The 13,411-nt window shown below is 33.5% G+C and carries 11 protein-coding genes; 4 read left to right on the top strand and 7 right to left on the bottom strand.

Translation table 11 applies throughout. The features are described 5' to 3' along the window. Nucleotides 1-137: 137 nt before the first annotated feature. The 4 genes from ACFIME_RS09520 (at nt 138) to sodC (ending at nt 3,352) form a co-directional block, all read left to right on the top strand. Entirely contained in the window at nt 138-1,364 is a 1,227-nt protein-coding gene (locus tag ACFIME_RS09520) for a UbiH/UbiF family hydroxylase (RefSeq protein ID WP_375684855.1), read from the top strand. Between the two features lie 516 nt (nt 1,365-1,880). Next, nucleotides 1,881-2,225, top strand: coding sequence for a hypothetical protein (locus ACFIME_RS09515; RefSeq protein WP_375611907.1), 345 nt, complete (start codon nt 1,881-1,883; stop codon nt 2,223-2,225). After that, a complete protein-coding gene (locus ACFIME_RS09510; protein ID WP_375684854.1) occupies nt 2,218-2,526 on the top strand; it encodes a hypothetical protein in 309 nt (102 codons plus the stop codon). The genes ACFIME_RS09515 and ACFIME_RS09510 overlap by 8 nt, the downstream gene beginning before the upstream one ends. Nucleotides 2,527-2,824: 298 nt before the next feature. After that, complete coding sequence (gene sodC / locus ACFIME_RS09505) at nt 2,825-3,352, top strand: superoxide dismutase [Cu-Zn] SodC (RefSeq protein ID WP_375634661.1); 528 nt, start codon at nt 2,825-2,827, stop codon at nt 3,350-3,352. A gap of 470 nt (nt 3,353-3,822) precedes the next feature. On the opposite strand, the gene ACFIME_RS09500 is transcribed toward sodC, so the two are convergent. The 7 genes from ACFIME_RS09500 to sufC form a co-directional block, all read right to left on the bottom strand. Continuing rightward, on the bottom strand, nt 3,823-4,761 hold the full coding sequence (locus ACFIME_RS09500) for a COG2958 family protein (RefSeq protein WP_375684853.1): 939 nt from the start codon (nt 4,759-4,761) through the stop codon (nt 3,823-3,825). Nucleotides 4,762-5,138: 377 nt separating this feature from the next. Next, complete coding sequence (locus ACFIME_RS09495; RefSeq protein ID WP_375684852.1) at nt 5,139-7,892, bottom strand: DEAD/DEAH box helicase; 2,754 nt, start codon at nt 7,890-7,892, stop codon at nt 5,139-5,141. 22 nt (nt 7,893-7,914) lie between these two features. Further along, nucleotides 7,915-9,534, bottom strand: a complete 1,620-nt coding sequence (locus tag ACFIME_RS09490; RefSeq protein WP_375684851.1) for a site-specific DNA-methyltransferase — start codon at nt 9,532-9,534, stop codon at nt 7,915-7,917. A gap of 83 nt (nt 9,535-9,617) precedes the next feature. Further along, nucleotides 9,618-10,019: an SUF system Fe-S cluster assembly protein gene (locus ACFIME_RS09485; RefSeq protein ID WP_273787976.1), complete on the bottom strand. Its 402-nt coding sequence runs from the start codon at nt 10,017-10,019 to the stop codon at nt 9,618-9,620. Next, nucleotides 10,012-11,256: a cysteine desulfurase gene (locus tag ACFIME_RS09480; RefSeq protein ID WP_375618154.1), complete on the bottom strand. Its 1,245-nt coding sequence runs from the start codon at nt 11,254-11,256 to the stop codon at nt 10,012-10,014. The genes ACFIME_RS09485 and ACFIME_RS09480 overlap by 8 nt, the downstream gene beginning before the upstream one ends. Before the next feature lie 10 nt (nt 11,257-11,266). Further along, entirely contained in the window at nt 11,267-12,529 is a 1,263-nt protein-coding gene (sufD, locus tag ACFIME_RS09475; RefSeq protein ID WP_375662529.1) for a Fe-S cluster assembly protein SufD, read from the bottom strand. Between the two features lie 11 nt (nt 12,530-12,540). Further along, complete coding sequence (gene sufC / locus ACFIME_RS09470) at nt 12,541-13,296, bottom strand: Fe-S cluster assembly ATPase SufC (protein ID WP_375618156.1); 756 nt, start codon at nt 13,294-13,296, stop codon at nt 12,541-12,543. Nucleotides 13,297-13,411 lie beyond the last annotated feature (115 nt).

Raw genomic sequence — 13,411 nt, 5'->3', positions numbered from 1 at the left:
AATCATAAAAAGGTTACTTTTTTATATCGCATTATTTATTACATACTATAATAATAGAAGAGCTTCATATAATAAAAAGAGAGAGGTCATTTGGAAATGTTAAAATATTTTCTCAATGAATAAAGGTTCAAATCGTTGTGATATTTGAAAAGGAAGAGCATAAAGATATTGCTGTTATTGGTGCAGGTCCTGTCGGAATGTTAGCCGCGCTGAGTCTTGCACATAAGGGGCTTTCTGTTTTTCTTGTTGGACCCCCTGCTCATACAGATGAGTTACGGACAACGGCTCTTATGATGCCCGCAATACGCACGCTTCAAAAACTCAATATTTGGGATAATCTTCAAAAACATGCAGCTGCTTTATCGTCCATGAGAATTATAGATATAACTTCTAGAATTGTGCATGCTCCTACGGTGCATTTTTCTTCTACTGAAATTGGCGAAAAAGCTTTTGGCTATAATATACCTAATGTAAAATTGAACAGTGCTTTAGTCGACGCTGTTACACATACGCCCAATATTACAAGATTTGTTTCTGCAGCCAAATCTGTTCATCACACAAAAAACCATGTATGCATTACTCTTGCTGATCATAGAATCATTCAAGCACCACTTGTTGTTGCAGCTGATGGACGTCACTCTCTTACACGTGCCGCAGCAGGGATAAGTGTCAAACAGTGGAATTATCCACAAAAAGCACTTGTTCTCAACTTTTCTCATGAGTTTTCTCATCAAAATACATCAACTGAATTTCATACAGAACACGGTCCATTTACACAGGTTCCACTACCAGGACGAAGATCTAGTCTTGTATGGGTTGTTCATCCTTCCCACGCTGAGGAATTATTAAATATAGAACCAAAAACAATTGCAAAAATGATCGAAAACCAAATGCAATCAATGCTTGGAAAGCTAAGCTTAGAAACATCAATTCAAGCATGGCCGCTTTTCGGACTTCTTTCTCATCATTTTGCTGCTAATCGAACAATTTTAGTGGGTGAAGCCGCTCATGTTTTTCCCCCTATTGGGGCACAGGGATTGAATTTAGGATTCCGTGATGTCCAAACTTTAATTGATATTTTACCCAATAAAATATCCAATTCTAACTCTGAAATGATTGTTGCACATTATAACAAATGCCGCAAACCAGATATATTAATCCGAAGTGGAGCTGTTCATACACTGAACTCTGCTCTACTTTCTCATATGTTGCCTGTTCATATCATACGAAGCATTGGGCTTGGTTTGTTGCATAGTTTCCCACCATTACGTAATTTATTTATGCGCGAAGGAATGTATCCCGGTTATGGATTTAAGGAAATTATGCAAATATTTCCAACAAAATCATCAAAACAGCTCTACTAAGCAATAATGGATAATAACGTAAAATAATAAATAATAAATTGCATTTTGAATCATATCTATTACTGATATAAAAAATATTTTTGTTCTGTCTAATAAGTAACAAATTATATTAAAATAATTAATTATATTTATTTGATTTATTTATAATAATAACATGTGTAATTAATATAACTGTAAATTATTTTTTATTAAAAATTATTATATATATTTAGTATGTTGATATGAAATAAGAGAAAACTGAATTATAGACTACAAATTAAATTATAAAGATATCTTGCTAAATCATATCTGTTAAATTTAGAACTATAAATAAAATGAAAAATAATACCGTTTTGAAAAAGTTATTTTATAAAATTAATTTAAATAAGAAAATAAATAATAATAAAACAGTTTTATTTAATCAATATATTTTCAAAAATTTTTATTGTTAAGTATAATATTAAAAATAAAATCATCTTTGGAACCTGTTAGTAACACAGAGGTTAATGAAGTGTTGTTTCAACAAATGGTAACAAGATGACACTAAATAATTTTTTGAAATTAAGTACTTTTTTTATAATGATTGCATGTGTCTCGTTGATAGTCACGACTTCAATAAGTGAAGTTTTTCATCTTCCTTATTGTCAAACCTTTACCTATAGCTCTACTCAAAAGGTCACTAAAATAGGTCAGAACTCATTTACTGCTTCACAAGTTAAAAATTGTCTTATGCAAAATGGTTTTGAGAATATTAAACGATTGCGCTTAGATGACAATGGTATCTGGCGTGCTTTAGTAAAATTTAAAAAGTCCCATTTTTTCGTATCCGTTGACTATTCAGGAACAGTTAGCATTCAAAATGAAAGAAAAGAATATGATTGATTTAAAAACTTACAGCAACGTTTCTTTTCACAGCTGTAAGAAAAAAAAATTAAAAAAGCACTGCCATTCTATTAAAGAATTTTCTTTCATTGGCGGTTTAAATGGTAGCATATCAGGAGCTATCGCGGCAACTCTTGCAGCTTATGGTTATATTGCTCTTCCAGGATTTGGTCCAGTTATCGCAATGGGTATAGGAGCAGCACTTTCTTCCGGAATAATAATAGGAGCACTGATAGGATCAGGAATGGGAGGGAGTGTCGGTATATGCTGTATTTTATTGGGAAATTTATATGAATCATAATAATTTTTTCTCTTATAAATTACATAATGCATAGAAATTTCTCGTCATTTTTTCTATGAAAAACAATTAAATCATCAACAAATTATATGTTCTTTTTTTGATGAAACGATTATCATATTATAAATGAAATAACATCTAACTTACTAAAATTCCTTATTTAATTTCTTATTATACCTCAAAAAGTAGATTTTTTAAAAACATCTCTTGAAGAAATGTAAGTGAGATATAATTATCCATCCATAAAAGCTGTATTATTTATAGATAATAATCTATTTAAAGATAAGTATAAAGGTACTTCATGAAAAAAATATTATTATCATTATTGTTTTTTATGGCATTTTTAATTCATAAAAATTCTGCATTAGCACTATCAAAACAAGTAAATATTTATAAATTAGAAGATAACAATTCCAAAAAGGCTATTGGTAGCATTAAAATTGAAGAAACCACATACGGTTTGATTTTCATCCCTAATTTATCTACTTTATCAGAAGGAATGCATGGTTTTCATGTACATGTAAATCCTTTATGTGATACAAAAGATGGTATAATTGGTGGAAGCGCAGGTGGACATTATGATCCGGAACATACCGGAAAACATTTAGGACCTTATAATGTCAATGGTCATCTTGGTGATTTACCAGCACTTTATGTTGATAAGCAGGGATATGCCATAATGAGCGTTCTTGCTCCACGATTAAAAAAAATCTCTGAAATTAAAGGGCGCTCTTTAGTCATTCATTTAGGGGCTGATAATCAATCAGATAAACCATTACCGCTTGGCGGAGGTGGAGCACGTTTAGCGTGCGGTATTATTGAAAAATAAAGAGAGTATTGTGGCAGACTCCGACAGTACACACTCCCTTTACCATAAGGTGTGAGAGAAATTTATTTTTTAAATCTATTTCAAGAAATTGAGTAAACTATGTGAATATTTTATAAAATTAATGTTTTTTTGAATGTTTACTTCGGATAACAAAAAGCTTAATAATCATCAAAACGAACAGTAATAGAAATTAAAGAAATAGTAGTGTAAATTCTCCGTAAGAAGACTATAATAGCAAATTTATAATAAATTATAATCATTAAGTCTAGTATCTAATGGAATCACGCTCAATGCACAAAATAAAACAGGACTAAAACAGAATTTTTACTCTTCCCCTACTCATGAGGTACGTGAGAAAAATTTTAATTGATACAATATCAATATAATAAGTCAAACAAAATAGTTAGAGTAATTTTTCATCACTCTGAAAAAAAGTCTTTTAAACAATAGAGTCTTTTTAAAAATACCCCTCATAGATACATATGATCCCAATCTAGTGGACGCATCTCACCAGTTTGATAAAATTGACGAATGAGCTTAATATAATCAAGAAAATCTTTGTTTTCCTCCACTAATCTATTAGCAGTATCCCAATCAATATCACTACGTTCTTTGGCAGGAATTAAGATCTCACTCTCGGAAGAGTTTTCCTTATTAAGTCTTATAAACCCAATTCCATGCAAACTTGAAAGCATCCGAAGCTCTTTTAATGTATCAACTCCTTCAATTTCACTAGCAACTAAATAACTCAAATTAGCCCATGAAGAATTACTAACTGTTTGAAAAAATGCTTTTCGTAAATTTGAACGATTGATGAGAATTTTTACTTCAAAAGACCAAAGCTTTGTCTTTTTATCAAAATATTGCAAAACACAGTCTTTGATTTCACGATTCCATTCCTTGCTTAAATCTTGCATCCCTACGAGATCTGGATAAAGCCATTTATTTCCGCCTGCACCATGTTTATTACGAGAACATTTCTCATTAATGCGTTTGCTATAAACTGCAAGTTCTGACCATAAAAATTTAGATAATAACAGATAAAGATTATGCTCTTTAACAGAGCCATCTTCTGTTCTACTCTTTGCTTTGTCCTCTATTGCATCAATTTCAGCACTATCTGTTTGTTTAGTAAAATAATATTGTCGCGGTCGTCCTTCAGTGGTTTTAATTTCTGGATAACGCTTTTGTAATTGAGGGCGCTGCGATCCTATTTCAGCAACAATTTGCTGAATAAGAGCTGCATCACTATTAAGGGGATTGATTATCGCCGTTGAATGCTTTTGTTTTTGACGGCATTTTTCTGGGTAATTTTCAAATATCCATTGAGCAATTTCTCGAGCTGTAAACTTTTTTGTCGGGTTTTTCTTTAAAAAATTAAAAACAGTGTTTGTTAAATTTAAAGTCATATGAAAAACTCCCCCTTTTATCCTCTGAGTATTTCATTATATTCAGGCGTTTTAAATGAAAGAACAATAAACTGTTTAAGTTTTTTAAAAAAAGAACATTTATCAAATTACTCAATAAAATTAAAGTATTTTTTTAATTTATGACTATAACTCAAAGATCTTTTCACATAACGAAAATAAGATTGTACTTTTATAAAAAATTGTAAATGTACTACAAATCACCATAAAAAAGCATAATCTTGTGTAACTTTTCTATACATTTTTCCTTTTATTTTAACGTCGTTAGAAAAAAGTTAAAAATAATTATTCAAACATTTGATTAAACCTCACACCCGTCAATTAAAAAAACTTATGTGTTTTATTTTTGAAGCAAAAAGTTATAAGCTCTCAAGTATAGATTCTGAAATGGTAAACTCTGCACACAAACCTTCAAAACTACTATTTGCTTTAATAACATCATGGGGAATAAGAACATAATACCATTTTTTATCGCCATAAGTCGCTGCATAGCGCGTTGCATGACAACACCATTGAACTGCAGCTTCTCTCTTTTTTAAAACAATAGGATTTTGCATTTCAGAGGCTTTTTTAGGCTCACAAAGATATTTGGCATCCTTCGTTTCTACAACAAAGTCTGGTTCATAGATTGATCCTTTATCATATTCTATCTTGAAAAAACCTCGAGCGGGTTTCATCCATTTCAAGACTTGTTCATCATCCTCTAATATTTGAGCAAATCGTAATTCCCCTTCTACTGAATCAAACTTTTGTAAAGGATAACAGCATTTTCTAAAGCCGCTGAATACAAGTTTTTTAATATCGCTTTTAATGGCAGGAATATTACGAAAATAAAGAGGAGACGTCCCTTGCGGCAACACATAATGGATAGGTTGTAAAGTTGTAAAACCTCGTGTAACTTTAACCGCATAATCTTTTTGCGTTTCCCATTGATGTTCTCTTAATTGCGCAACAATAAAACTAGTAAGCTTGTGCTGATAGTGAATTAATACGTTCTCAACAGCTGTATCATTGGGTAAATAAGATCGGAAATGTTCTACTATCTGACTAGCTAATTTTCGTAATAAGAGCGTATGGTTATCATAATCGACAAAGTCATTATCAATCAAACCACGAATGATGTAGTTTTCAAGATAAGGCTCTTTGACATATTCATTCTTAGATGTGAGAAAAATGCTTTTATGGGTACGCAATTCTCGAATTAAAAGTTCTTTACTAACAGGTTGAAAATTTAAGTTTTCTAAATTTTCCAAATCAAAATCATAAAAACCATAAGTAACATCACGCGAAGGTATGAGTATAATATTTGGAATATCTATTATCAGTTCTGTTAATTGTTTTGTCAGAATTGTCACCACTTTTGATACAAGAGACTTTTGTGATGAAGGCTTAATATTCATAACTTTATTAGCAATTTTTTCTTGTATCTGTGCAGAACAAAGCATTTGAGAACTTGGCAATTTATCATTCTCTTTGATAAGATCCCACGCGATCGCTGCAATATCTTGCTCTTCAGGCGTTAATGTAGGGGAATCTGTATGACGTAATATGATACCTTGTAAATCAGAAGATGCTCCATTTATATCGGAATTACGTGTTACCATCGTTTGCATCAATAAAGCTTCTACTTGACTTGGAACTGTCACTATATCTGTCTTTTCAGAGGATATATCACCCCCTGTTCCAATCTCAATATGCTTTTTTATAATTGAGTTTGGATCGTTCGCACGATCAATAATATCTTGAAAACGATCATGCGCAATAATTGTTAAACGATCAATAGCTTCCACGCCTGTTCTATACCCATAAGGCAAACGCAATCCACGCCCAATTGTTTGCTCTGTTAAAATTTCTGAAGCCGATGCACGCAACGGTACAATAGTATAGAGATTCGTAACATCCCACCCCTCCTTTAATTTATTAACGTGAATAACAATTTCTGTTGGATCATGAGAATCTTCAATTGCAATCAGTTTTTGAATATTTTGATCTTCTTCTATATTCGACTGTTTTGTATGAATCTCTATAACTTTTCCCTTATAAGCTCCTGCAAAAAAATCATCTGATTCCAATAAATCACGCAATTTCTGTGCATGATTTGTATCTTGAGCGACAACTAAAATAAAAGGCTTAACAAACTTTTTGTTATAATCTTTGGCATAGGCAATTAAATCTGCTTTCACGTTTTCATGGGCATGAATTGCATCTTGTAATTTGATATGTTCTAATTGTTCAGATGTATAATTTTGAGGTTGAAAATCTTTACGTGTAGCAACAGCAGGCTCTTTTACAAAACCATCTCTCATAGCCTCTGCAAGTGAATAACTATAGACAACATTTTTAAAATCTACGGGTTTTGCACCTATTGTTTTTGGTGTCGCTGTAAGCTCTATTCCTAAAACAGGTTTTAACTCATTAATTGCTGCCGCACCAGCAGAAGCTCGATAACGATGTGCCTCATCCATTAACAAAACTAAATCAGGAAGATTTGCGAGATAATCAAAATAACTTTCGCCAATTGTCTCTTGTAAGCGTTTAATCCTCGGCATACTAGATTTTAGTGCGCCTTTTTTATTATCTGTTGTATTAATTTTAGAAATATTAAAAATATTGATAAAGGCCGTATCTCTATTCTCAAACAAACGCTTTTGTCCTTGAAAATGGTGTTCATCAACGCGAATACCTTTACCACTTTCATAATCTTCACCTGTAATAATAACGGGTCTATTGGCAATAAATTCACTCATTCCACTGAAAACATACTTCGGACTTTGGGGACTAAAATCCTGTTTTAACTTTTCATAAATAGTCAAATTTGGCGCTAAAACAAAAAAATGGCGACTGCGACCTGTTAAATAAAGATAGCTGATAAAAGCCCCCATAAGTCGCGTTTTCCCAACACCCGTTGCTAAGGCAAAACAAAAAGAGGGAAAGTTTCGTTCAAAATCTTGTACAGAAGGATAAAGATTTTTTATCACTTCTAACTCTGCAACCAAATCAGCATTTTTAGAAAGCTCTATATTTTCTAAGATTTTTACCAAAATATTTAAAGATTCACGTTGAGGATTACGTAACGATAAGCGAGCAGAAATCCTTTTTTCAACAGTGTTCATGAAAAACTCCGCTTTTTATATATTATTCAAATAGATCTAATTCTGCTTGCGCAATATCTTTATTTTTGCTGTTTTCTTTTACCACAATCACTGGTTCAAGATTGGCTACATTTAAACTGTAATCGTCCCTTCCCCATTCGCATTTTTCTAATATTGCACGGGGGATTTTAGTGAGTGTCAGATTTTCAAAGGATGCTGATTTTGTATCAAAGGCTGTACCACAAATCAGCAACGTGCGATGAGAGCCTACCTCTTCACTCATTATACGGAGTTGTTCATGGGTCATAGCGCTTGTTGTGACATAAATATAATCTGTTTCGGTTGAATACCCTTGCATCCAATAATGATTTTCATCAGGTGCATAGGTAAATCCCATATGTTTACACATTGCTTCTGAAAGCATCGCAGCATTATATTCGCGACTAATAATCCATTGTCCCCATGGATCTTTTTGCAACAGAGAAGGTGCAAGGCGATAATAACGGAATCCACCGCCACCTTGCCAATTGACACTTTTGGAAATTCCCCCTTGATCAGTTCCATCAATGACTTGTTTTAAACGAGGGATAATGTGGGTGTGACAATGCTCACCAAGTTCAATCATAATCCACTTCCTTCCCATTTTATGGGCAACAGCACCGGTTGTGCCAGAACCAGCAAAAGAATCCAGTACAAGATCACCGGGATTTGTAGATATCTTAATAATTCTTTGAAGAAGATGTTCAGGTTTCGGAGTATTAAATAATTCTACTTCATGATTAATAAATATTTTTTTTAATTCATCTTTAGCATTTGCATTATTGGAGAGACCTATCCAAATAGTTTCTGGAATACTTCCTTTATTTTCTGAAAGAAAAAATTTACGGTATAAATTATTTCCTTTAATAAGAAGGCGATCCTCTTTATCTAACTGTTGCATACTTTCTAGATTAACAAGCCAAAGGCGTTTAGAAAAAAACTTCCCTGTTTTGGTGGTGTATTCATATTCAGATCCGCCTTGCTGTCTAGCCCACAACCCAAGAATACGATATGCACCTCTTGAATCATTATCTGGATTTACATATGCTTTTTTTGTTACATCATCTAATTCAATTCGATTAATATAAAATTTTGAAAAGTCTTTTGCATAAACTAAGATATGATCGTGGGTTGTGCTAAAATAACGAGAAGAATTATCCTTTCCTCTTTTTTTATGCCATATGAGATTAGCAACAAAATTATTACGTCCAAATAACTCATCACACAGTATTTTAGCATAATGTATTTCATTGTCATCCAACTGCATAAAAAGCGCACCATCATCCGCCAGTAAATGATGTAACAATTCTAGCCTGTCTCTCATAAGGCTTAGCCATAGGGAATGCTCCAAACCATCTTCATAATGTTCAAAGGCATTGCCTGTATTATAAGGTGGATCGATATAGATACATTTTACCTTCCCCATATATTCTTGTTCAAGCGCTTTGAGTGCGAGTAAATTATCACCAAAAATGAGTTTATTATCAAAAATATCTTGGGTAGATACTTGGTGCGGAGCGTGATAAGATTTTTCAAGATCTTCCAATAAAATACGAGGCTCTAGTTTTGGGCGTTTTTCTTTTCCAATCCAAGTGAGTTCTAGTTTTTGTTTATTATAACTCATGCGATCGTCCTTAAATTCAAATGCTTGTGAAAAGTAAACAGCTTATTCATGAATGGCTAAATTAGAGTCTCTTAACAATACTTTTAGTACCATCCGACAGCAATTTGAGCTTCTTCTGACATACAATCAGGTGTCCATGGTGGATCAAAAGTCATAGTGACTTCAACATACGAAACCCCTTCAACTGCACTGACTGCATTTTCTACCCACCCTGGCATTTCACCCGCAACAGGACATCCCGGTGCTGTAAGAGTCATTTCAATTTTTACTGAACGATCATCTTCAATATCAATACGATAAATCAGTCCTAGCTCATAAATATCAGCAGGAATCTCTGGGTCATAAACTGTTTTGAGAGCAGCAATAATATCATTTGTCATACGATCAATTTCGTCTGCTGGAATTGCTGATATGTAAGATTTTTTATTTTCGCTTACAGTTTCAACGGATTCTGTAGAATGACGCTCTTCAATTGATTCAGCCATTAAAAAATGTCCTTGTTTCTTGCAATGCTTCTACTAATTGATCTATATCCTCTTGAGTGTTATACATGGCTAACGATGCGCGGCAAATAGATGTTAGACCAAAGCGCTGTAATAAAGGCTGTGCACAATGGGTTCCCGCGCGGATTGCAACTCCTTTTCTATCAATAAACATAGCGATATCATGGGCGTGAATCCCTTCAATTGTAAATGATATAATAGCTCCTTTATTGGGAGAATGACCATAAATACGCAATGACTCAACCATTTTAAGTTTTTCCTGCGCATAAGCTAAAAGGGACCTCTCATGGGCATGAATCGTGCTACGACCTTTCTCTTGTATATAATCAATAGCCGCAGTTAATCCAATAGCTTCAACGATAGGAGGAGTGCCTGCTTCAAAACGGTAAGGAGGAGCATTATAAAAAACCTTATCGGTTGTTACCTCCTCGATCATTTCCCCTCCCCCTTGAAAAGGACGCATTTCTTCTAATCTATCTTCTTTACCATACAAAACACCAATACCAGTGGGACCATAAAGCTTATGACCTGTAAAGACATACCAATCACAATCGAGATCTTGTACATCAACGGTTAAATGTACTGCTCCTTGAGAACCATCAACAAGAACAGGAATAGAATTTTGATGTGCTAGCTTAATAATCTCTTTAACAGGAGGCACAGTTCCTAATATATTGGACATATGCGTTATAGCAACAAGCCGCGTTTTTTCGCTTAAAGCCTTTTGGAAATCTTCAATGTGCAGAACACCATTTTCATCGACAGGAACAAAAATAAGTTTAACACCTTTTTGTTCACGGAGAAAATGCCAAGGAATAATATTTGAATGATGTTCCATGATCGTTAGAACAATCTCATCACCTTCTTTGAGTTTTGGCATCGCCCAACCATAAGCAACAGTATTAATAGCTTCTGTTGCATTTTTCGTAAAAACAATTTCTTCAGCTTTTTGAGCATTTAGAAAAACACGAACGGTTTCACGAGAATTTTCATAGGATTGTGTTGCTATATTGGCTAAAAAATACATTCCCCTATGCACATTAGCATAACTATAGTGATAATAATTATTCATTGCATTGAGTACTGACATTGGTTTTTGGGCAGAAGCACTACTATCAAGATATGCTAATCGCTTTCCATAAACTTGATGGTGCAAAATAGGAAAATCACGCCGAATTTCTTCGACATTATAAGTAAATGTTTGTACGTTATTTTCCATTTTTTCTACCTTAAACATTTTTTTCAAGCCATTTACTAATGATATTCTCCAAAACGATTTGAATATTATCTTGCTTGATGTCATCAATGAGCTCAGAGATAAATCCTTTAATCAAAAGCGCACGAGCCGTTTTAAAAGGGATACCACGTGTCATAAGATAAAAAAGATAATCATGATTAATATTAGCAACTGTTGCACCATGACCACATGCAACATCATCAGCAAAAATCTCCAGTTCAGGCTTTGCATTAAATTCTGCATCATCTGAAAGAATAAGGCTATTACAAGCCATGCGTGCATCTGTTTTTTGCGCTTTTTGAGAAACACGTATTATTCCTTGGAAAACACCAACAGCCTTATCTGTAACCACATTGCGTATAATTTCGGTTGATGTTGATTTTTCTTCCACGTGACGAACAGTCATTGTAAGATCACTATGTGTTTGTCCTGATAATAAATTTATGACGCGTAATTGAAAATCAGATTCTTCTCCCTGTAATTCAATATTGATTTCTTGGCGATTTAATTGACTCCCTATATTAATGACATAAAGTGATAACTTCGCTCTTTGATCAAGAACAGCACAAAATCGACCAAATTGTGTAGAATTAAAATCACGATTGCGAATGAGAATCCACGTAACATCACTATCAGCAGCAACACTTAATGAAAATATTGAACTGACAAAGGTATCTTTATCATTGCCAACCTGATGTTCAATAAACATAACTTGACTATTTTTATCAACTTTTATATCCGAAAAAATATGAGATTGTCCCCCCATTTGTATATTTTGTAATTCAATGGGGATATTTAACTTTGTATTTTCAGGGATGTGAAAAAGCCAACCATCTGTAACAAAAGCTGTATTTAACTGTCCAATAAAATCTTCATCAGAAATGTTTTGATTTATCTGTACAGAATTATCTTCTAATGCGTCTGAAAGGCGTTTTACTGCAATGTTGTCTACCTTTGACTCTATCGATGTTTTTCCATTGTTTATGGAGAAAACAGCACTTTCTGAAAGCAATGCATCAACCAATTGATTGTCTTGAACTTTTGAAAAATTGCTAATAGACTTCAGTAAGGTACGCAGATTGGTATAATGCCAACTTTCTATTTTACGGGAAGGAAGCCGTGTCGTTTGAAACTGCTCAATAGTTTTCTTGCGGATTTCTTGTACAGCTTTATCACCAGGTAAGTGGTTTACATACTGATTAAAATTACTGAGTATATTTTCTTCAACCGTTAACAAGTTTTGCTGTGCATTCATATTTAATAACCTCAAACCGCTTCTCTAATAAGATCAGCATACCCATTTTGCTCTAAATAAAGCGCTAAGGATTTATCACCGCTTTTGATAATTTGTCCTTTATAAAGAACATGTACCGTATCAGGAATAATATAATTAAGCAGCCGTTGATAATGGGTAATCACCAAAAATGAACGTTTTGAATCCCGAAGCTTATTAACACCATCTGCAACAATTTTTAGTGCATCAATATCTAAACCAGAATCCGTTTCATCTAAAATGCAAAGTGTAGGTTCAAGAAGTGCCATTTGTAAAATTTCAGCGCGTTTTTTTTCTCCACCTGAAAAACCTACATTTAATGGACGCTTTAGCATATCCATATCTATTTCAAGTTTGGCTGAAACTTCTTTAACACATTTTATAAATTCAGGAATTTTAAGTTCTTCGTCACCTCGCGCTTTGCGTTGAGAATTCATCGCAACTTTTAAAAATTCCATTGTTGCTACCCCTGGTATTTCCATTGGATATTGAAATGCAAGAAAAACACCATATGCAGCACGTTCTGCTGGATCCATTTCTAAAAGTGATTGTCCATTATAGAGAATATCTCCTTCTGTTATTTCATAATCATCACGACCAGCAAGCAAATAAGATAAAGTTGATTTTCCGGCTCCATTTTGTCCCATGATAGCAGCAACTTCTCCATCTTGAACTGTCAAGTTTAAACCACGAATAATTTCTGTATCGGTTTCAGCAATACGGGCGTGCAAATTTTTGATCTCTAACATAATTTAATCCTGTTTTGGCTGTTTTTCAGATATCAATGCGTATTATTTTACCTTAGCATCCATCTACTTTTGTAATTACCATAGAGGTCATTTTTAGCATTATGTGCTACCGTTA

It is taken from the genome of Bartonella sp. AP1QHHD, from assembly GCF_042196265.1.
In the GTDB taxonomy this organism is placed as follows: domain Bacteria; phylum Pseudomonadota; class Alphaproteobacteria; order Rhizobiales; family Rhizobiaceae; genus Bartonella.
The sequence above is the reverse complement of the archived record's forward strand: the minus strand, read 5'-3'. Positions and strand labels throughout refer to the sequence as shown.